This window comes from Pseudomonas sp. CIP-10, from assembly GCF_020911845.1.
Taxonomy (GTDB): Bacteria; Pseudomonadota; Gammaproteobacteria; order Pseudomonadales; family Pseudomonadaceae; genus Aquipseudomonas; species Aquipseudomonas alloputida.
This window is the reverse complement of sequence record NZ_CP087160.1, coordinates 5,427,262-5,447,977: the sequence shown is the minus strand read 5'-3', so window position 1 is coordinate 5,447,977 and position 20,716 is coordinate 5,427,262. Positions and strand designations below refer to the sequence as shown.

Sequence of the window (20,716 nt, the reverse complement as noted above, 5' to 3'; positions counted from 1 at the left end):
CTTAGACTTCTACAGGCGTGTCCGGGTGGTTGCCCCATTCGCCCCACGAGCCGGCGTAGGCCTTGACGCGTGGGTAACCGAGGGCCTTGGCCACCAGGTAAGTGAAACCGGAGCGGCGGTGGGTCTGGCAGTGGGTGATCACCTCCTTGTCAGGGGTGATGCCCAGTTGCTTGAGGACTTCAGCGATGTCCTGGCGGATGCGCAGGTGGTCGTTGAAGTCCATGCCGGCGGTCCACTCGAAGTTGATCGCGCCGGGGATGTGGCCGCCTTTGGCTGCCAGCACTTTTTCGCCGCTGAATTCCTGCGGGCCGCGTGCGTCCCAGATGACCAGGTCATCGGCGCCCAGGCGGCTTTGCAGGTACTCGCGGGTGGCAGTGGGTGCGCTGTCTATGTGCAGGTGCACCGGGGCGTTGCCAATGGCAGGCACTTCGGTGGACAGTTTGTCTGCCGGCCAGGCCTGGATACCGCCATTGAGGTAGTGGTAGCGCTTGTGGCCGATGACATCGAGCAGCCAGATGAAGCGCCCGGCCCAGCCGCCGCCTTCATCGTCGTACACCACATACACGGCATCGGCGCGGTGGCCGAGTTCGCTGAACAGTTTTTCGAGCTCGCCCAGGGCTGGCAGCAGGCCGGGCGCCGGGGGCTGGCCGAGCTGGGTGCGCTTGCCTTCGACAAAGCGCGCGCCGGGGATATGCCCGCTGACATAGCGGTTGGCGCTGCTCAGGTCGACCAGGATCAGCTGCGGCGAATCCAGGCGTGGCAGCAGGTCTGCAGCTTCGATCACCAGGGGCAGGCCGGAAAAGTCGGTCATCCACGGTCTCCAGTGTGGAAAGAGGGGCGATTGTAGCGCAAGGCTCAACCCTTGCGGTTGGTAAACACCGACAAGGCCCGCTCGATGCATTGCGCGGTCTTGCCGAAGGCTTGCACGCTGATATCGGCCAAAGGCCGGCAGCCCTGGTCGGCCACCAGCAGCATCAGCACCTGGTCGTTGGCTGCCAGCGAGCGAAGCAGTACATGTTCGCTGCGGAACAAGGTGCGCAGCGGGGCGGGCAACAGCGCCGAGAACTGGCTGTGGTTTTCCGGTGTGATGCGCAGCTGCCCGGCCTGACTCAGCAGCTTTTGCAGCAGCTTGTTCTGCGATACCTGCAGGGCCAGGGCACCGGCCTCCTTGGGCAGGCCGGCAATTTGCTGCACGCGCAGGTAGTCACTGGCCTTGTCCAGGCTAAGCAGCATGATGCGTTGCATGCCGCAGGCCAGCAGGGCCTCACGGGCCTGCGTGGCCAGGTGCACGGTGTTGGTGAACGGGCTGGGTTGGGCCAGCAGGTGCTGGCACAGCGTGCGCCAGCGAGCCAGGTCGTCGCTGCTGGGCGGTGGCGGGGCCAGCATGTCCGGGTGAGGGCGGCGTTGGTGCCACGGCCAGATCAAGGCCTCGGCCGGGTGGAACAGGGCATGCCGAGCGTGGCGGCGGGCGCTGGCGGCAGCCTGCTGGTGCACCTGCTGCTGCACATCTTCCAGCGAGGTTTGCAGGTACAGCGCGGTCAGCAGTTGCCAGCGCAGCAGGTGCGGGTTGTCCCAGCCGACCTGTGCCGCCAGGGCCAGGTTGTTGGCCAGCAGTACGGTATTGGCCGGCTGGTTGAACCAGCGCCGCAGGCCGGGCTCGGCGTCCAGGCGGTGTTGCTGGCTGAGCAGGTCTTCGTCGCGGGCGATATTCAGCACCTGGGCCAGTTGTTCGCGCTCTTCCAGTAGCAGGCGATAACCCTGGGTGACCCATTGGGGCAGGCGCCAATACTCGGCCATGGTCTGGCACAGCGCCATGATGCGCACGCCAAACAGTTCTTCCTCGACGTGGGCGGCGTCTTCACCTTTGTGGATAACCCGCAGCTCCCAAGTGTCGAGCAGCTTGGGGTAGGCCAGTGCCAGTGGCCAGAGTGGCGACAGGAACAGCAGGCTGCCCCAGTGAATCTCTTGCCACAGCCGTGCCAGGCGGCTGGCGAACAGGCCGCTGGCCTGCTGTGCCGCATGCTGGCTGATCATCTGGAACTGGCACAGTACCGGCGGAATTTCCTCCACGGGCAGCGCCGGCAGGCGTTTGAGAAGCTGCTCGCTGCGCTCCAGGCCCAGGCGGTTGAGAGCGACCTCCAGGCTTTCGGCGGGTTCGGCAAGGCTGGCATTGGTGGGGTGATTGGCTTCGCGCATCACTGACAGCACCAGTGCCGGGCTATCCTGCATCAGTTCGGCGATATCGCGCAGCGAGCGACGGCTATCGTGGATGGCAGCCATGACCCGGTCGTAGCTGTGCTTCGGCACGGGGATGCGAACACTCTCGAGCAGCTTTACCCAGGCCTCTAGCGTACGCGGGGCCTGAGTGGGCACCTTGGTTTCAATTGGCATTTTGACATCAGTCCGAACTGGCTTTTCGCATTGAGTGGCTATAGTCTGGCGCAGTTCTGCCGATAAGTAGAAGAAGAGTTTTAAAGCTCCCGTCTCTTCCCCTGACCACGACAGCAAGTGCTTTGAACCTATGGCTAAAATTATCGGCATCATCGTCGTATTCGCGAGCGTGCTCGGCGGCTACGTGCTCTCCCACGGCAAGATCGCAGCGCTGATCCAGCCGTTCGAAGTACTGATCATCGGCGGTGCGGCCTTTGGTGCATTCCTGCAGGCCAACCCTGGCCACATGACCATGCACGTCATCAAGAAGTCGATGAAGATGTTCGGCTCGCGCTTCAGCCATGCCTTCTACCTGGAGGTGCTGGGCCTCGTTTACGAAATCCTCAACAAGAGCCGTCGCGAAGGCATGATGGCCATCGAGGCCGACATCGAGGACGCCGCAGCCAGCCCGATCTTCGCCAAGTACCCGACGGTACTGGCCGATGAGCGCATGACCGCCTTCGTCTGCGATTACCTGCGCATCATGTCCACCGGCAACATGGCCCCGCACGAACTCGAGGGCCTGTTCGACATGGAACTGCTGAGCATGAAGGAAGAGCTGGAGCACCCGTCCCACGCGGTGACCGGCATCGCCGACGGTATGCCCGGGTTCGGTATCGTTGCGGCGGTACTGGGTATCGTGGTGACCATGGCCTCGCTGGGCGATGGCGATCAGGCGGCTATCGGCATGCACGTAGGTGCGGCGCTGGTGGGTACCTTCTTCGGTATTCTGGCGGCTTACGGGTTCTTCGGCCCTTTGGCCAAGTGCCTGGAGCACGATGCCAAGGAAGAACTGAACCTCTACGAATCGATCAAGGCTTCGCTGGTGGCCTCGGCGTCGGGCATGCCACCTTCGCTGGCGGTCGAGTTCGGGCGCAAGGTGCTGTACCCCAAGCACCGCCCAAGCTTCGCCGAACTGGAACAAGCGGTTCGCGGTCGCTGAGTCATGGAGAACAATCAGCCCATCATCGTCAAGCGCGTCAAGCGCTTTGGCGGCGGCCACCATGGTGGCGCCTGGAAAATCGCCTTTGCCGACTTCGCCACGGCGATGATGGCGTTCTTCCTGGTGCTGTGGCTGTTGTCCACGGCCACGCCTGAGCAGAAGATCGCCATTGCCGGCTACTTCCAGGACCCTATTGGTTTCTCCGAGAGTGGCACGCCTTATGTCATCGACCTGGGGGGTTCCCCGGAGATGGCGCCGGACAAAACCATCAATCCGGAAGTGAAGACCGAGCCGACGCAGCAGTCCCCCACTCAGCTGAACAAGGACCAGGTCGAGACCATGGCCGAGCAGGTCGAGCGCGAGCGTCTGGAGCTGTTGCTGCAGGAACTGCAGAACAAGGTGGAAGAGAACCCGCAGCTGCAGAAGTTCAAGGACCAGATCCTGTTCGAGATCACCCAGGACGGCCTGCGCATCCAGATCATGGATGCTGAGAACCGACCGATGTTCGACATCGGTAGCGCGCGCCTGCAGCCTTACTTCGAAGATATCCTGCTGGCCATGGCCGACACCATCAAGGCGGTGCCGAACAAGATCAGCATCAGCGGCCATACCGATGCCAAGCCGTATGCTGGCACTGGCGAGTACGGTAACTGGGAGCTGTCGGCCAACCGCGCCAACGCCGCGCGGCGTGCCCTGGTGGCGGGTGGTTACCCCGACGGCCAGGTGGCACGGGTGGTGGGGTACGCCTCGTCGTCACTGTTCGACCGCAAGGACCCGTTCAACCCGGTCAACCGCCGTATCGACATCATCGTGCTGACCAAGAAAGCCCAGCGCAATATCGAAGGTGAGCAGGGTGCGCCGGAAACACCGCCAGCTGCGCCAACGGCACCTGCAGCGCCAGCCAGTGGTGCTGCGCCAGGGGCTTCGGCACCGGCTGACCCAGGGGCAACTGAACAGGCACCGATGCAACCGCGCGAGCTGCGCCAGAAGCTGAACATCTTTGAAGATGGCACGCTGAAGATGGATGAAGCCAAGGATCAGTAAGCGGCTTTTGGGGGTGGGCAACTGTGCTACCCACCACCTGAACGCTGGCGCGATCACTGTAGGAGCGGGTTTACCCGCGAAGCCGCCAGTGCGGTGAATGGCACCGGCGTTGCCGGTGTTCGCGGCTAAAGCCGCTCCTACATACGCATCGGTGATTGGGCGCAGGCCGTCGTAGGAGCGGGTTCACCCGCGAAAGGGCCGGACCTGCTGGCCAATTTCCACCCGCCGTTCACCGTTGCAGTCGCCACCGTATTCGCGGGTAAACCCGCTCCTACAAGGGGGCGCGGCAACTTTCATTTCGAGCGTTTCAGTAGCTGTCTTCTGCCAGGCTGGCGATGATCGAGCGGTAGCTGTTCATGCGCTGCGGCTTGATGCGCCCCTCTTCCAGCGCCTTGAGCAGGGCGCAGCCCGGTTCGCGGTCATGCTTGCAGTCGCGGAAGCGGCAGGTGCCGAACAGGTCGCGGAACTCGATGAAGCCATCCTCCACGTCGTCGCGGCTGACATGGCCAAGGCCGAACTCGCGGATACCCGGCGAGTCGATCAGGTCCCCGCCGTTGGGGAAGTGGTAAAGCCGCGCCGTGGTGGTGGTGTGGGTACCCTGGCCTGACCATTCCGACAAGTCGCCGACGCGGGTGCCAGCGTCTGGCAGCAGGCTGTTGACCAGCGACGACTTGCCCACCCCCGACTGGCCGACGAACACGCTGATATGGCCGTCGAGTTGTTGCTGCAGGCGCTGCATGCCATCGCCGTGGTGTGCCGAAACTTCCAGCAGCGGGTAGCCCAGTTCGCGGTAGACCTCCAGCAGCGCATGCAGGCCGGGGCCGTTCTCGTCGTTGATCAGGTCGGCTTTGTTCAGCAGCAGCAGCGGGCGCAGGCCGGCGTGCTCGGCCGCTACCAGATAGCGGTCGATCAGGTTCGGGTGCGGCTCCGGCGCCGGGGCGAACACGATCACGATCAGGTCGACGTTGGCTGCCACCGGCTTGAGTTGACCATGGTTGTTCGGCCGGCACAGCTCGGTGCTGCGCGGCATCTGCGCCACGATTACGCCGATGCCCTGGTTACCCGCACGCCACACGACACGGTCGCCGGTGACCAGTGCTGGCAGGTTTGCGCGCAAATGGCAGCGGAACACCTGGCCTGCGGTTTCGCCATCCTGAGCTTCAACTTCTACCTGCACGCCGAAGTGCGCGATCACCAGGCCCAGTTGCTCCGGCCCCAGGTCGCCACCTTCCAGTTCCTGCAGTGCATGCTGCTCGCGTTTGGCCGCGCGAGCGGCGCGCTCGCCCTGGATTTTTTCGATCCGCCAGTTTTGGCGGCGATTGAGCTGGCGTTTGGCCATGAAGGTACCGTAAGAGAGGCCCGGCGTGGGGCATTGAAAACGGCAGGCAGTTTAGCACGCCAGCCGCTGGACTATTCTGCTCACCTTTGTGCCGTGAATGGGCGTGCCTTGGCCACTAGGCTAATATGACCGCCTATATGAGGAGCCCCTGCATGCAAAACCCACAGAACCTGATCTGGATCGACCTGGAAATGACCGGCCTGGATCCGGACAGCGACGTCATCATCGAAATGGCCACCATCGTCACCGACAGCGAGCTCAATACCTTGGCCGAAGGCCCGGTGATCGCCATCCACCACAGTGACGAAGTGCTGGCGCGCATGGACGAGTGGAACACCCGCACCCATGGCGCTTCGGGGCTGACCCAGCGCGTGCGCGAGAGCAAGGTCAGCATGGCCGAAGCCGAGGCACAGACCATCGCCTTCCTCGAGCAGTGGGTGCCTAAAGGCAAGTCGCCGATCTGCGGCAACAGCATCTGCCAGGATCGTCGTTTCCTTTACCGCCACATGCGCAACCTGGAAAACTACTTCCACTACCGCAACCTGGATGTCTCCACCCTCAAGGAGCTGGCCGCGCGCTGGGCGCCGGACGTGCGTGACAGCTTCAAGAAGGGCAATACCCACCTGGCGCTGGACGATATCCGCGAATCGATCGCCGAACTGCGTCACTATCGCGAGCACTTCATCAAGCTGTGAGTCGAAACGGCGCAGATATTGTATCTGCGCCCCCTTTTGGTGCCTTGGGCAACTGGTTAGACTGCGCGCCTTTCCTGCACGGACCCGCACCATGTTGTTGATGCTCTACCTTATCGCCATTACCGCCGAAGCCATGACTGGCGCGCTATCTGCCGGGCGTCGCGGCATGGACTGGTTTGGCGTGGTGCTGATCGCCTGCGTCACTGCGCTTGGGGGTGGCTCGGTGCGTGATGTGCTGCTCGGGCACTACCCGCTGACCTGGGTGAAGCACCCTGAGTACCTGGTGCTGACCAGTTTTGCGGCGCTGCTGACCATTTTCATTGCGCCAATGATGCGCCGCCTTCGCTCGCTGTTCCTGGTGCTTGATGCCCTGGGGCTGGTGGCGTTTACCCTGATAGGTTGCATGACGGCGCTGGAGATGGGGCAGGGCATGCTGGTGGCGTCGATCAGCGGGGTGATCACTGGGGTGTTTGGCGGGATCCTGCGGGATATCTTCTGCAACGACATCCCGCTGGTGTTCCGCCGTGAGCTGTATGCCAGTGTGTCATTTGCGGCGGCCTGGTTCTATCTGGGATGCGTGTATTTCAAGGTGCCGGCGGAGCAGGCGATGTTGCTGACTCTGTTTGGCGGCTTCCTGGTGCGCCTGTTGGCGATACGCTTCCACTGGGAAATGCCCAAGTTCCACTATAACGACCAGCAGTAGCCTGATGCAGCCCTGTAGGAGCGGGTTTACCCGCGAAAGGCCCGGGCCTGTCGGCCAATTTCTACCAGGCGTTCAATTGTGCCGCCGCCACAGCATTCGCGGGTGAACCCGCTCCTGCAAAGATTGTGTGGCTAGGAAATATCGTGTCGGGCCAGCGCCCACTCCACATGCTCGCGCACCAATTCCGATTCATCGTCACGCCTGGCCTTCAGCGCCTCGATCACTGGAATCGTGGAGGGCGCATTGCCCAACCCCACCGCCAGGTTGCGCAAGAACCGCTCGTACCCCGCACGCCGCAAAGGCCCGCCCTCGGTCTTGCGCAGGAAGGTGCGTTCATCCCACAGGAACATCGCCGCCAGGTCGGTATTTTCCAGCCCATGCCGTGGCTGGAAATCCTGCTCCTGACTGTGCTTGGCAAAGCGGTTCCAGGGGCAGACGATCTGGCAGTCGTCGCAACCGAACACTCGGTTGCCCATCTTTGCGCGTAACTCGACAGGGATCGCGCCCCTCAGCTCGATGGTCAGGTATGAGATGCAGCGTCGCGCATCCAGCACATAGGGCCCGACAAACGCTTGTGTCGGGCAGATGTCCAGGCAGGCCTGGCAACGCCCACAGTGCTCGCTGGTGGTGGCTTCGTCCACCGGCAACGGCAGGTCGACGAACAGTTCGGCAAGGAAGAAGTAGCTACCCGCCTTGCGGTTGAGCAATAGCGTGTTCTTGCCGATCCAGCCCAGCCCAGCCTGTTCGGCCAGGGCTTTTTCCAGCACCGGGGCGCTGTCCACAAAGGCGCGGTAGCCGAACGGGCCGATGGCTTCCTGGATGCGGTCGGCGAGGAACTGCACGCGCTTGCGCACCAGCTTGTGGTAGTCCCGGCCAAGCGCATAGCGTGACACGTAGGCCTTCTCGGGCTGGGCAAGGCGCTGCGCCATCTGCGTGTCGCCGGACAGGTAGTCCATACGTAGCGAGACCACGCGTACCGTGCCGGGGATCAGCTGGTCGGGATGTGACCTTTTGCTGCCGTGGGCGCCCAGGTATTCCATTTCACCCTGATAACCGGCGTCGAGCCAACGCTGCAGGTGGTGTTCGTGTTCGCCAAGGTCGACCCCGGCGATGCCAACATGGGCAAAACCGAGTTCCTGGCCCCAAATCTTGATCGATTGGGCCAGTTGGGCGAGGTCAGGTATAGAGGCGGACATGGATGGGCAAGGCAATACGGGCTCAGGTGCGTATAATTCTGCCAGACATTGGAGCCTTTGACCCCATGCCGCAGACCAAACACCCCAGTAATGCCCCACAATTGCTCAGCAGCGTGACGGTTGCCCGCCTGCCGGCGCGGCAGGCGCATGCCCACAAAGGCGACTTCGGCCATGTACTGGTGGTCGGTGGCGACCTGGGTACCGGAGGCGCTGTGTTGCTCAGTGCCGAAGCCGCCCTGCGTTGCGGCGCCGGGCTGGTCAGCGTGGCAACCCGGCCCGAGCACGTGTCGGCCAGCCTGGCGCGCCTGCCCGAGGTCATGTGCCTGGGTGTCCGTTCGGCCAACCAACTGATGGGTGTGCTGGAGCGCGCCTCGGTCCTGGTGGTCGGGCCCGGCCTGGGGCAGGCGGCGTGGGGCTGCAGCCTGTTGTCGGCGGTGGCCAACGCCGAGCGGCCGCAAGTGTGGGATGCCGATGCCTTGAATTTGCTGGCGCGAACCCCGCTGGCCCTGCCCAGTGGCAGCATCCTTACTCCGCACCCGGGGGAGGCGGCGCGGCTGCTGGGCATTGCCACTGAGGCCGTGCAGGCCGACCGCCCTGGCGCTGCGCGCAAGCTGGCGCGGCGTTATAACAGCGTCTGTGTACTCAAAGGGGCTGGCACACTGGTGGCAGCCCCGAGCGGGCAGCTGGCGTTGTGCGAGCGCGGGCACCCGGCGATGGCCGGCGCCGGCCTGGGCGATGTGCTGACTGGCGTGCTGGCAGCCCTGTTGGCCCAAGGCCTGGATGCCTGGGGCGCAGCCTGCCTGGGGGTGTGGCTGCACGCCTGTGCCGGCGAGCGCCTTGGCAAAAAAGGTAGAGGCCTGGCGGCCAGTGATCTGGCGCCGGTCATTCGTGAGTTGTTGGAGGAGCATTCTGCGTGTCTGGCTTAAATCTGTTTCTGGCCGATGAAGAGGCCACGGTCACATTCGGTGCAGCACTGGCCGAGGTGACCGGCGGTCGCGGCGTGATTTTCCTTGAGGGCGACCTGGGCGCGGGTAAAACAACCCTGTCGCGTGGCCTGATCCGCGGTCTGGGCCATACTGGGGCTGTGAAAAGCCCGACGTTCACCGTGGTCGAACCCTATGAAATCGGCGAGGTCCGAGCCTTTCACTTCGACCTGTATCGCCTGGTCGACCCGGAGGAGCTTGAGTTCATGGGCATTCGTGACTATTTCGAGGGCGACCCGCTGTGCCTGTTCGAATGGCCACAAAAGGGTGCGGGCGTTTTGCCAAAGCCTGACCTGACCATTACCATAAGCCCCCAAGCGAGTGGACGCTCGCTGAACCTTTCGCCGCAGGGGGCTCGCGGCGAGGCCTGGTGCGTGGCACTGGCCGAACACTATAAACAGTAAGTGGGGTAGGTATGCGCATACGCGCACTGGTCGCCATCGTTGGGCTGCTGCTGACAACGGTGACCGTTGAGGCTCTGGCCGTCACTCAAGTCAAGAGCATGCGCCTGTGGCGCGCACCGGACAACACGCGGCTGGTCTTCGACCTGTCTGGCCCCGTGCAGCATAGTGTCTTCACCCTGAGCGCACCCGATCGCCTGGTCATCGACATCAATGGCGCAACACTGGCCGCGCCACTGAATGTGGCCACCTCCAACACGCCGATAAGCAGTGTGCGTTCGGCTCAGCGTACGCCAACCGACCTTCGGGTTGTGGTCGACCTGAAAAAGTCGGTTACCCCGAAAAGCTTCACCCTGGCGCCCAACGCACAGTACGGCAACCGCTTGGTGGTCGACCTGTATGACCAGGAGGCTGACGCTATCGCGGCCAGCACGCCGCCACCTGCGCCGGCCCCGGTACAAACGCCTGCGACAACGCCCGCGGTGCCAGTGACGCCGACCCAGCCGGCGATCAAGCTGCCACCGGTACCCAGTGGCAAGCGTGACATCGTGGTTGCCATCGATGCCGGGCACGGCGGCGAAGACCCTGGCGCTTCCGGCTCGCGTGGCCAGCACGAAAAAGACATCGTGTTGCAGATCGCCAAGGAGCTGCAGCGTCAGATCAACAGCGAAAAAGGTTTCCGTGCAGAGCTGACCCGCACCGGTGATTACTTCATTCCGCTGCGCAAGCGTACGGAAATCGCCCGCAAGAAAGGCGCCGACCTGTTCATTTCGATTCACGCCGACGCGGCCCCGTCGCGCGCAGCCTTTGGCGCCTCGGTGTTCGCCCTGTCCGATCGTGGCGCCACCTCCGAGACGGCGCGCTGGCTGGCCGACACGGAAAACCGTTCTGACCTGATCGGTGGTGCGGGTAATGTCAGCCTCGACGACAAGGACCGCATGCTCGCGGGCGTGCTGCTTGATCTGTCGATGACCGCTACGCTCAGCTCCAGCCTCAACGTGGGGCAAAAGGTATTGGGCAACATGGGGCGTGTCACTTCGTTGCACAAGCAGCGTGTGGAACAGGCCGGGTTCATGGTGCTGAAGTCGCCGGATATTCCGTCGATCCTCGTTGAAACCGGGTTCATCTCGAACAACAACGAAGCAGCCAAACTAGCCTCCTCCAGCCACCAGCAGGCGCTGGCCCGGTCGATCCGCACTGGGGTGCACCAGTACTTCCAGCAGAACCCGCCACCTGGCACCTACATCGCCTGGTTGCGTGACACCGGCAAGATCGCCGCCGGCCCGCGTGAACACACCGTGCGCCCTGGCGAAACCCTGGCGATGCTCGCCGTGCGTTACCAGGTCAGCGTGGCCAGCCTGCGCAGCATCAACAGCCTGAAGACCGATGAGCTGAAGGTTGGCCAGCGCCTCGATGTACCCGCCACAACCTTGGCCGCGCAATGATGAGTGGCGGTTCGCGAATTCAGCTGCTCAGCCCGCGGCTGGCCAACCAGATTGCCGCCGGCGAGGTTGTCGAGCGGCCGGCGTCTGTAGCCAAGGAACTGCTGGAAAACAGCCTGGACTCCGGTGCCCGGCGCATCGATATCGAAGTCGAGCAGGGCGGCGTCAAACTGCTGAAGGTGCGGGACGATGGCAGCGGTATTTCTGCCGACGACCTGCCGCTGGCCCTGGCCCGACACGCCACCAGCAAGATCCGCGAGCTGGAAGACCTTGAAGGGGTATTGAGCCTGGGCTTCCGTGGCGAGGCCTTGGCCTCGATCAGTTCGGTGGCGCGCCTGACCCTGACCTCGCGTACCGCCAGTGCCAGTGAGGCCTGGCAAGTAGAAACCGAAGGCCGTGACATGACGCCGCGCGTGCAGCCGGCGGCGCACCCGGTCGGTACCTCGGTGGAAGTGCGCGATTTGTTCTTCAATACCCCGGCCAGGCGCAAGTTCCTCAAAGCCGAGAAAACCGAATTCGATCACTTGCAGGAAGTGATCCGGCGGCTGGCGCTGGCCCGTTTCGATGTCGGCTTCCACCTGCGCCACAATGGCAAGAGCATCCTCAGCCTGCACGAGGCCCACGACGAAACCGCCCGTGCACGGCGGGTGGGTGCCATCTGCGGCCCGGGCTTCATGGAGCAGGCACTGCCGATCGACGTCGAGCGCAACGGCCTGCGCCTTTGGGGCTGGGTCGGCTTGCCGACGTTCTCGCGCAGCCAGGCAGACCTGCAGTACTTCTTCGTCAATGGCCGGGCAGTGCGCGACAAACTGGTCGCCCATGCCGTGCGTCAGGCCTACCGGGACGTGCTGTTCAACGGTCGCCACCCCACGTTCGTGCTGTTCCTGGAGCTAGAGCCCAACGGCGTCGATGTGAACGTGCACCCTACCAAGCATGAAGTACGGTTCCGTGAAGGGCGCTCGGTGCATGACTTCCTGTATGGCACCTTGCACCGTGCCTTGGCCGATGTACGTCCGGAAGACCAGCTGGCCGCACCTGCTGCCGTACCTGAGCTGGTTCGTCCCACGGGCCAGCAGGCCGGTGAGTTCGGGCCCCAGGGTGAAATGCGCCTGGCCTCGCCGGTGCTTGAACAGCCTCGAGCCCCACAACAGTCGTTTTCCAATGGTGGCAGTGGCGCCGGTTACCAGTATCAATACACCCCACGTCCCTCACAGCCGCTGCCGGCCGCAGAGGCACAGGCGGTGTACCGCGAGTTCTATAAGCCGCTGGAAACCGGTGCTGCGCCTGCGACGGCACTGCCCGAAAGCCAAGGCGACATTCCACCGCTAGGCTATGCCCTGGCGCAGCTCAAGGGTATCTACATCCTGGCCGAGAACGCTGTTGGCCTGGTGTTGGTGGACATGCACGCTGCCCACGAGCGGATAATGTACGAGCGCCTCAAGGTGGCCATGGCCAGCGAGGGCCTGAGTGGCCAGCCGCTGCTGGTGCCCGAAACCTTGGCCCTTAGCCAGCGTGAAGCCGACTGTGCCGAAGAGCATGCACAGTGGTTTCAGCGCCTGGGCTTCGAATTGCAGCGCCTGGGCCCTGAGACCCTGGCGATTCGCCAGATCCCGGCCTTGCTCAAGCAGGCTGAAGCCAACCGCCTGGTGCAGGACGTGCTTGCCGACCTTATGGAGTACGGCACCAGTGATCGCATTCAGGCGCATCTCAACGAACTGCTCGGTACCATGGCCTGCCACGGTGCCGTGCGCGCCAACCGGCGCCTGGCAATTCCCGAGATGAACGCCCTGCTGCGCGACATGGAAAACACCGAGCGCAGCGGCCAGTGCAACCATGGCCGTCCTACCTGGACTCAGATGGGCCTGGATGATCTGGACAAACTTTTCCTGCGCGGTCGATGAAATGAGCGGCAAGCCCCCTGCAATATTCCTGATGGGTCCGACGGCGGCCGGCAAGACCGACCTTGCCATTGAACTGACCACGGTGCTGCCGTGTGAACTGATCAGCGTCGATTCGGCACTTGTGTACCGTGGCATGGATATCGGTTCGGCCAAGCCGTCGAAAGAAGTCCTCGCTGCCCACCCGCACCGGCTGATCGACATTCGCGACCCGGCCCAGAGCTATTCCGCCGCGCAGTTCCGTACCGACGCGCTGGAGGCCATGGCCGAGATCACCGCGCGCGGCAAGATCCCGCTGCTGGTCGGCGGCACCATGCTCTATTACAAGGCGTTGATCGATGGCCTGGCCGATATGCCGGCCGCCGATGCGACGGTGCGCGCCGAGCTGGAAGCGCAGGCTGAAGCCCTGGGCCTGGCCGAGCTGCACCGCCAGTTGGCCGAAGTCGACCCGGAGTCCGCGGCACGTATCCACCCCAATGACCCGCAGCGGTTGATCCGGGCCTTGGAGGTGTACCGGGTGAGCGGCGAGAGCATGACAGCTCATCGTCGGCGTCAATTCGCGGAAAGTCGCGGCGCAGACGCAGGCGCCGGCGGACATTTGCCCTATACTGTCGCCAGTTTGGCGATTGCTCCTACAGATCGTCACATTTTGCATCAGCGAATTGCGTTACGATTTTCGCAGATGCTGGAACAGGGCTTCGTTGACGAGGTCCGATCGCTGCGAGCCAGAAGTGACTTGCACGCCGGGCTGCCGTCTATACGGGCAGTGGGTTATCGGCAAGTGTGGGATTACCTGGATGGCAAGCTGACTGAGAATGAGATGCGTGAACGCGGTATCATTGCTACCCGGCAGCTGGCCAAGCGGCAGTTCACCTGGTTGCGTGGCTGGCCTGACGTGCACTGGCTTGACAGCCTGGCCTGCGACAATCTGTCCCGCACCTTGAAATACCTTGGGGCCATCTCCATATTGAGCTGAGTCCCTGCTGATTGCCGTCTATTCTTGCGAAGGGGCGGCCTAATTTATCGTTTTTATTGATTTTCTATTATTTATCCTTACAGGAGTGCGGCATATGTCAAAAGGGCATTCGCTACAAGACCCTTACTTGAATACCTTGAGAAAAGAAAAGGTCCCGGTATCCATTTACCTGGTCAACGGTATCAAACTGCAGGGCTCGATCGAATCGTTCGACCAGTTCGTGGTATTGCTGAAGAACACCGTCAGCCAGATGGTCTACAAGCACGCCATCTCGACCGTAGTTCCGGCCCGTCCGGTCCGCCTGCCAAGCCCGACCGACAGCGAGCACGGCGACAGCGAGCCAGGCAACGCCTGATAGGAGCCTGCATTGTTCTTTGAGCGCCACGGTGGTGGTGAGCGGGCGTTGCTCGTTCACTTGGAAGGTCAGAACCCTGAGGCGCGCGAAGACCCGCAGGAGTTTCAGGAGTTGGCATTGTCGGCCGGTGCCGACATCGTCTCGCTGGTCACGGTGACAAGGCATCAGCCTTCCGCCAAATACCTGATTGGCAGTGGCAAGGTCGAAGAGTTGCACGACCTGGTCCATGCCGAACAGGTAGACCTGGTGATTTTCAATCACACCCTCACGCCCAGTCAGGAGCGCAACCTTGAACGTGTGTTCGAGTGTCGTGTGCTCGACCGTACCGGGCTGATCCTCGATATCTTCGCCCAACGGGCGCGTACCCATGAAGGCAAGCTGCAGGTCGAACTGGCCCAGCTGGAGCACATGAGCACGCGGCTGGTGCGCGGCTGGACTCACCTTGAGCGACAAAAAGGTGGTATCGGCCTGCGCGGCCCGGGTGAAACCCAGCTGGAAACCGACCGCCGCCTGTTGCGGGTGCGTATACGCCAGATCAAGTCACGCCTGGAGAAAGTGCGCAGCCAGCGTGAGCAGGCGCGTCGCGGGCGCAAGCGCGCGGATATCCCCTCGGTGTCGCTGGTGGGTTATACCAACGCCGGCAAGTCCACGCTGTTCAACGCCCTGACCGAATCCGAGGTGTATGCCGCGGACCAGTTGTTCGCCACCCTCGACCCGACCCTGCGCCGGCTCGAGCTCAACGACCTGGGGCCGATCGTGCTGGCCGACACCGTAGGCTTCATTCGCCACCTGCCGCACAAGCTGGTCGAGGCATTTCGGGCTACGCTCGAAGAGTCGAGCAACTCCGACCTGCTGCTGCATGTGATCGACGCCCATGAGCCAGAGCGCATGGAGCAGATCGAGCAGGTGCTGGCGGTGTTGGGTGAGATTGGTGCCGAGGGGTTGCCGATCCTGGAGGTGTACAACAAACTCGACTTGCTCGAAGATGTCGAGCCACAGATCCAGCGCAATGCCGATGGCAAGCCGGAACGGGTCTGGGTATCGGCACGCGATGGGCGTGGCCTGGAGCTGGTTGGCCAGGCGGTTGCCGAGTTGCTGGGGGATGATCTGTTTGTCGGTACCCTGTGCCTGGAGCAGCGTTTTGCCCGCTTGCGCGCGCAATTCTTTGCCTTGGGTGCCGTGCAGAGTGAAGAGCATGATGAAGAAGGGCGCAGCCTGCTGAGCGTGCGACTGCCCATGGTCGAACTGAATCGCCTGGTCAGCCGCGAAGGCATGGAGCCGCAAGTGTTTGTCCAGCAACACACTTTGCAATAAATGCTCGTCGAGGTCGCCGGGCAGCAGTGACAGGCATTCTGTAGCATTGGACGGCGCGCCGTGGGCGCGTCTTTGCTTTATCAGATGGAGAGCGCTATGGCTTGGAACGAGCCGGGTGGCAACTCGAACAATCAGGATCCCTGGGGCGGCCGCCGCGGTGGCGGTGGCGGCGGTGGTGACAAGAAAGGTCCACCGGATCTGGACGAGGCCTTCCGCAAACTGCAGGACAGCCTGAATGGCATGTTCGGCGGCAGCAAGAAACGTGGCGGCGGTGATCGCAATGTCGGCAAGGGCGGTGGCCTGGGCCTGCTGGGCATCGGCCTGGCGGTGCTGGCTGCAATCTGGCTGTACAGCGCCGTGTATGTGGTCGACGAGCAGGAGCAGGCGGTTGTGCTGCGCTTCGGCAAGTACTATGAGACGGTCGGTCCCGGCCTGAACATCTACTTCCCGCCGATTGATCGCAAGTACATGGAAAACGTCACGCGTGAGCGTGCCTACACCAAGCAGGGCCAGATGCTGACCGAAGACGAGAACATCGTCGAGGTGCCGCTGACCGTCCAGTACAAGATCAGCAACCTGCAGGACTTCGTGCTCAACGTCGACCAGCCTGAGGTGAGCTTGCAGCACGCGACCGACAGCGCCCTGCGCCACGTGGTGGGTTCCACTTCGATGGACCAGGTGTTGACCGAAGGTCGTGAGCAGATGGCCGTGGATATCCGCGAACGCCTGCAGCGCTTCCTCGACAACTACCGCACCGGTATCACCGTTACCCAGGTCAACGTACAGAGCGCGGCAGCCCCGCGTGAAGTGCAGGAAGCCTTCGACGACGTGATCCGCGCCCGCGAAGACGAGCAGCGTGCCCGCAACCAGGCCGAGTCCTATGCCAATGGCGTGGTGCCGGAAGCCCGTGGTCAGGCCCAGCGCATCATCGAGGATGCCAATGGTTACCGCGACGAAGTCATTGCCCGCGCCAAGGGTGAGGCAGACCGCTTCACCAAGCTGCTTGCCGAGTACCGCAAGGCACCTGACGTAACCCGTGAGCGTCTGTATCTGGAGACCATGCAAGAGGTCTACAGCAACTCGAGCAAGGTCATGGTGGCAACCAAGGACGGGCAGAGCAACCTGCTCTACCTGCCGCTGGACAAGATGGTCGAAGGCAGCCGCAAGCCGTCCGTGCCAACCACCAGCGCGTCGCCATCGGCTAACGATGCGGCCGCTCGTGCCGCGCAGGACATGCAACAGCAACAGCAGCCGCTGCGTACTAGGGAGAGCCGCTGATGAGCAATAGATCGCTGATCGCCCTGATTGCCGCCGTGGTCCTGGCCATTGTGGCCTGGAACAGCTTCTACATCGTGTCCCAGACCGAGCGGGCGGTACTGCTGCGTTTCGGTAAGGTGGTCCAGGCGGATGTTCAGCCAGGCCTGCACGTGAAGATTCCGTACGTGAACCAGGTGCGCAGGTTCGACGCTAGGCTGATGACACTCGACGCGCCTACCCAGCGGTTCCTGACCCTGGAAAAGAAAGCGGTGATGGTCGACGCCTACGCCAAGTGGCGCGTCAAGGACGCTGAACGCTTCTACACCGCCACGTCCGGCATGAAGCAGATCGCCGACGAGCGTCTGTCGCGTCGTCTGGAAAGTGGCCTGCGCGACCAGTTCGGTAAACGTACCCTGCACGAAGTGGTTTCCGGTGAACGTGATGCACTGATGGCTGACATCACTGCATCGCTGAACCGCATGGCGAGCAAGGAACTGGGCATCGAGGTGGTCGACGTGCGCGTCAAGGCCATCGACCTGCCGAAGGAAGTCAACCGCAGCGTGTTCGACCGCATGAGCACCGAGCGTGAGCGTGAAGCCCGCGAGCACCGTGCCAAGGGTAACGAGCTGGCTGAGGGTATCCGTGCCGATGCCGACCGTCAGCGCCGTGTGCTGCTGGCCGAGGCTTATCGCGAAGCAGAAGAAACCCGTGGTGATGGCGATGCCCAAGCGGCCGCTATCTATGCCAAGGCTTACAGCCAGGACGCTGATTTCTATGCGTTCCACCGTAGCCTGCAGGCATACCGCGAGAGCTTCTCGAGCAAGAGCGACGTGATGGTCCTGGACCCGAAGAACGAATTCTTCCGTTACCTGGACAAGAGCAGACCGTGATGCTCAGGCCCTGATTTTCATGCAGCGGCACCCCGCCTGGCAGCTAATGCACCAGGCGGGGTGCATCCTGAATGAAAAGGGGTGTATGATGAGGCAGCCGGGAAATTTCCCGGCTTTTTTGCGTCTGCAAGGTTGATTGGCACAGCGCCGGTTGACAGTTTGGTCAGCTCGCAAGGCAATTTGAGGGTGTCGGGTACGGTGGCTGCGCTGGGATCAGTGCTGCCCGCTGCTGTGCGCGATACCGGCTTTTCTGACGGTTTGCCTGCTGGCAAGCCGCCCGGACCAGAGGGGAAATGGCGTAATGGCAACGGTAGACCGCTGGCTGCTGCCAGATGGCATCGAGGAAGTACTGCCACCTGAGGCTGCGCGCATCGAAATCGCGCGCCGCCAGGTGTTGGACCTGTTCCAGAGTTGGGGCTACGAACTGGTCGTCACCCCGCATATCGAGTACCTGGAGTCGCTGCTTACCGGCGCCGGCCAGGACCTGGATCAGCGCACCTTCAAGGTAGTGGACCCGCAGTCCGGCCGCCTGATGGGCTTCCGCGCCGACTTCACCCCGCAGGTAGCGCGTATCGATGCGCACACACTGCGCCGTGAGGGCCCGAGCCGCCTGTGCTATGCCGGCAGCGTGCTGCACGCCCAGCCGCGTGCCCTGTCCACCTCGCGCAGCCCGATCCAGCTGGGTGCCGAGCTGTACGGCGATGCCAGCCCTACCAGCGACGTCGAAGTCATCAGCCTGATGCTCGCCACGCTGCAACTGGCCGATGTGCCGGATGTGCACATGGACCTGGGCCACGTCGGTATTTACCGCGGCCTGGCCCGTGCCGCCGGCCTGTCTGGCGCGGTCGAACAGCAGCTGTTCGACGCCATGCAACGCAAGGCTGTCGATGAAGTGCAGGCGCTGACCGCCGACCTGCCGAAAGACCTGGGCAACATGCTGCGCGCCCTGGTCGAGCTGTGCGGTGGTCGTGAAGTACTGGCTGAAGCCCGCGTGCGCCTCGGTCGCGCCCCGGCCAGCGTGCTGGCGGCGCTGGACGACCTGCTGGCGATCGCTGATCGCCTGGCGTCGCGCTACCCGGACCTGCCGCTGTACTTCGACCTCGGCGAGCTGCGTGGTTACCACTATCACACGGGCGTGGTGTTCGCCGTGTTCGTGCCAGGCGAAGGCCAATCGATCGCCCAGGGCGGGCGCTACGACGATATCGGCGCCGACTTTGGCCGGGCGCGCCCGGCCACTGGTTTCTCCACGGATTTGAAGACCCTGGTCACACTGGGGCGAGCGGAGGTCGTATTGCCAACTGGCGGCATCTGGATGCCTGACAGTGGCGATGCGGCCCTCTGGCAGCAAGTCTGCCAGTTGCGCAACGAGGGCCAGCGTGTGGTTCAGGCTCTGCCTGGCCAGCCGTTGAGTGCTGCTCTCGAGGCGGATTGTGATCGGCAATTGATTCAGCAAGACGGGCGCTGGCAGGTTCTGCCGCTGGCCCAGTGAGTTTCTGCGTCGGCAACAGGCCGGCAACCAAGTTTGCGTGAATGAGGACCAATGTAATGGGTAAGAATGTCGTCGTCCTGGGCACCCAGTGGGGTGATGAGGGCAAAGGCAAGATCGTCGATCTGCTGACCGAACATGCTGCCGCCGTAGTGCGCTACCAGGGTGGCCACAATGCGGGTCACACCCTGGTGATCAACGGTGAAAAGACCGTTCTGCACCTGATTCCATCCGGCATCCTGCGTGAAGGCGTACAGTGCCTGATCGGTAACGGCGTGGTCGTTGCCCCGGATGCACTGATGCGTGAAATCACCAAGCTGGAAGAGAAAGGCGTACCGGTGCGCGAGCGCCTGCGCATTTCCCCGGCTGCGCCGCTGATCCTGTCGTACCATGTGGCCCTGGATCAGGCCCGCGAAAAAGCCCGTGGCGAAGCCAAGATCGGCACCACCGGCCGTGGTATCGGCCCAGCTTACGAAGACAAGGTGGCACGTCGCGGCCTGCGCGTGGGTGATCTGTTCCACCGCGAGCGTTTCGCCGCCAAGCTGGGTGAGCTGCTGGATTACCACAACTTCCAGCTGGTGAACTACTACAAAGAGCCAGCCATCGACTTCCAGCAGACGCTGGACGAGTGCATGGCTTACGCCGAACAGCTCAAGCCGATGATGCTCGACGTCACCGCCGAGCTGCACAACCTGCGTCGCGCCGGCAAGGACATCATGTTCGAGGGTGCCCAGGGCTCGCTGCTGGACATCGACCACGGTACCTACCCGTACGTCACCAGCTCCAACACCACGGCTGGCGGTATTTCCACCGGTTCCGGCGTTGGCCCGATGTACCTCGACTACATCCTCGGCATCACCAAGGCCTACACCACTCGCGTAGGTTCCGGTCCGTTCCCGACCGAACTGTTCGACGAGACTGGTGCTACCCTGGCCAAGCGTGGCCACGAGTTCGGCTCCACCACCGGCCGTGCCCGTCGTTGCGGCTGGTTCGATGCCGTGATCCTGCGTCGCGCCATCGACGTCAACAGCATCTCGGGCATCTGCCTGACCAAGCTGGACGTACTGGACGGCCTGGAAACCATCAACATCTGCGTTGGCTACAAGAACGAGAACGGTGCCGTCATCGACGCGCCTTCCGATGCCGACAGCTACATTGGCCTGGAGCCTGTGTACGAAGAGATGCCAGGCTGGAGCGAGTCGACTCTGGGTGTGAAAACCCTGGAAGAGCTGCCGCAAGCTGCGCGTGACTACATCAAGCGCATCGAAGAGCTGGTTGGCGCGCCGATCGACATCATTTCGACCGGCCCGGACCGCAACGAGACCATCGTGCTGCGTCACCCGTTCGCCTGATCTGCCCTCCAG

Annotated in this window: 19 protein-coding genes; 15 read left to right on the top strand and 4 right to left on the bottom strand. The window is 62.9% G+C overall.

Annotated features, from left to right (window positions below):
• Position 1: 1 nt before the first annotated feature.
• Positions 2-811: a rhodanese-like domain-containing protein gene (locus LMH93_RS24600; protein ID WP_230064698.1), complete on the bottom strand. Its 810-nt coding sequence runs from the start codon at positions 809-811 to the stop codon at positions 2-4.
• 44 nt (positions 812-855) lie between these two features.
• Positions 856-2,391, bottom strand: a complete 1,536-nt coding sequence (locus tag LMH93_RS24595; protein WP_003249505.1) for an HDOD domain-containing protein — start codon at positions 2,389-2,391, stop codon at positions 856-858.
• A gap of 130 nt (positions 2,392-2,521) precedes the next feature.
• Here LMH93_RS24595 and motA point away from each other — a divergent pair, with 130 nt between their 5' ends.
• A complete protein-coding gene (motA, locus tag LMH93_RS24590; protein ID WP_003249507.1) occupies positions 2,522-3,373 on the top strand; it encodes a flagellar motor stator protein MotA in 852 nt (283 codons plus the stop codon).
• Positions 3,374-3,376: 3 nt separating this feature from the next.
• Positions 3,377-4,417 carry a flagellar motor protein MotB gene (gene motB, locus LMH93_RS24585; protein ID WP_003249509.1) on the top strand — a complete coding sequence of 347 codons (1,041 nt, stop codon included), beginning with the start codon at positions 3,377-3,379 and terminating at the stop codon, positions 4,415-4,417.
• Between the two features lie 307 nt (positions 4,418-4,724).
• Here the strand turns inward: motB and rsgA are convergent, their stop codons facing one another.
• Positions 4,725-5,756 carry a small ribosomal subunit biogenesis GTPase RsgA gene (gene rsgA / locus LMH93_RS24580; RefSeq protein ID WP_003249512.1) on the bottom strand — a complete coding sequence of 344 codons (1,032 nt, stop codon included), beginning with the start codon at positions 5,754-5,756 and terminating at the stop codon, positions 4,725-4,727.
• A 152-nt stretch (positions 5,757-5,908) separates the two neighbouring features.
• On the opposite strand from rsgA, the gene orn reads away from it, so the two are divergent.
• Positions 5,909-6,451, top strand: a complete 543-nt coding sequence (gene orn, locus LMH93_RS24575) for an oligoribonuclease (RefSeq protein ID WP_003249514.1) — start codon at positions 5,909-5,911, stop codon at positions 6,449-6,451.
• A 91-nt stretch (positions 6,452-6,542) separates the two neighbouring features.
• Positions 6,543-7,154, top strand: a complete 612-nt coding sequence (locus tag LMH93_RS24570; protein ID WP_003249516.1) for a trimeric intracellular cation channel family protein — start codon at positions 6,543-6,545, stop codon at positions 7,152-7,154.
• Positions 7,155-7,285: 131 nt separating this feature from the next.
• Here LMH93_RS24570 and queG read toward each other — a convergent pair whose 3' ends face one another.
• Positions 7,286-8,350 (bottom strand): tRNA epoxyqueuosine(34) reductase QueG, encoded by a 1,065-nt coding sequence (gene queG, locus LMH93_RS24565; protein ID WP_230064697.1) that lies wholly within the window; start codon positions 8,348-8,350, stop codon positions 7,286-7,288.
• A 65-nt stretch (positions 8,351-8,415) separates the two neighbouring features.
• Here queG and LMH93_RS24560 point away from each other — a divergent pair, with 65 nt between their 5' ends.
• From LMH93_RS24560 to LMH93_RS24510, 11 genes are all read left to right on the top strand, one after another.
• Positions 8,416-9,276: an NAD(P)H-hydrate dehydratase gene (locus LMH93_RS24560; protein WP_003249520.1), complete on the top strand. Its 861-nt coding sequence runs from the start codon at positions 8,416-8,418 to the stop codon at positions 9,274-9,276.
• Positions 9,264-9,737, top strand: coding sequence for a tRNA (adenosine(37)-N6)-threonylcarbamoyltransferase complex ATPase subunit type 1 TsaE (gene tsaE / locus LMH93_RS24555; RefSeq protein ID WP_102886139.1), 474 nt, complete (start codon positions 9,264-9,266; stop codon positions 9,735-9,737). Before LMH93_RS24560 ends, tsaE begins: the two co-directional genes overlap by 13 nt.
• Before the next feature lie 11 nt (positions 9,738-9,748).
• On the top strand, positions 9,749-11,179 hold the full coding sequence (locus LMH93_RS24550; RefSeq protein ID WP_003249525.1) for an N-acetylmuramoyl-L-alanine amidase: 1,431 nt from the start codon (positions 9,749-9,751) through the stop codon (positions 11,177-11,179).
• Positions 11,179-13,077 (top strand): DNA mismatch repair endonuclease MutL, encoded by a 1,899-nt coding sequence (gene mutL, locus LMH93_RS24545; protein WP_004577531.1) that lies wholly within the window; start codon positions 11,179-11,181, stop codon positions 13,075-13,077. Before LMH93_RS24550 ends, mutL begins: the two co-directional genes overlap by 1 nt.
• A gap of 1 nt (position 13,078) precedes the next feature.
• The gene (miaA, locus tag LMH93_RS24540; protein WP_003249530.1) at positions 13,079-14,050 is read left to right on the top strand and encodes a tRNA (adenosine(37)-N6)-dimethylallyltransferase MiaA; all 972 of its coding nucleotides are present in this window, start codon (positions 13,079-13,081) and stop codon (positions 14,048-14,050) included.
• A 94-nt stretch (positions 14,051-14,144) separates the two neighbouring features.
• Positions 14,145-14,405 carry an RNA chaperone Hfq gene (gene hfq, locus LMH93_RS24535; protein WP_003249532.1) on the top strand — a complete coding sequence of 87 codons (261 nt, stop codon included), beginning with the start codon at positions 14,145-14,147 and terminating at the stop codon, positions 14,403-14,405.
• Positions 14,406-14,417: 12 nt separating this feature from the next.
• Positions 14,418-15,719: a ribosome rescue GTPase HflX gene (hflX, locus tag LMH93_RS24530; protein WP_003249534.1), complete on the top strand. Its 1,302-nt coding sequence runs from the start codon at positions 14,418-14,420 to the stop codon at positions 15,717-15,719.
• A 96-nt stretch (positions 15,720-15,815) separates the two neighbouring features.
• A complete protein-coding gene (gene hflK / locus LMH93_RS24525) occupies positions 15,816-16,997 on the top strand; it encodes an FtsH protease activity modulator HflK (RefSeq protein WP_003249536.1) in 1,182 nt (393 codons plus the stop codon).
• A complete protein-coding gene (gene hflC / locus LMH93_RS24520; RefSeq protein ID WP_003249538.1) occupies positions 16,997-17,866 on the top strand; it encodes a protease modulator HflC in 870 nt (289 codons plus the stop codon). Before hflK ends, hflC begins: the two co-directional genes overlap by 1 nt.
• A gap of 301 nt (positions 17,867-18,167) precedes the next feature.
• Entirely contained in the window at positions 18,168-19,355 is a 1,188-nt protein-coding gene (locus LMH93_RS24515) for an ATP phosphoribosyltransferase regulatory subunit (RefSeq protein ID WP_003249540.1), read from the top strand.
• Between the two features lie 56 nt (positions 19,356-19,411).
• A complete protein-coding gene (locus LMH93_RS24510) occupies positions 19,412-20,704 on the top strand; it encodes an adenylosuccinate synthase (protein WP_003249542.1) in 1,293 nt (430 codons plus the stop codon).
• The last annotated feature ends 12 nt before the right edge of the window (positions 20,705-20,716 follow it).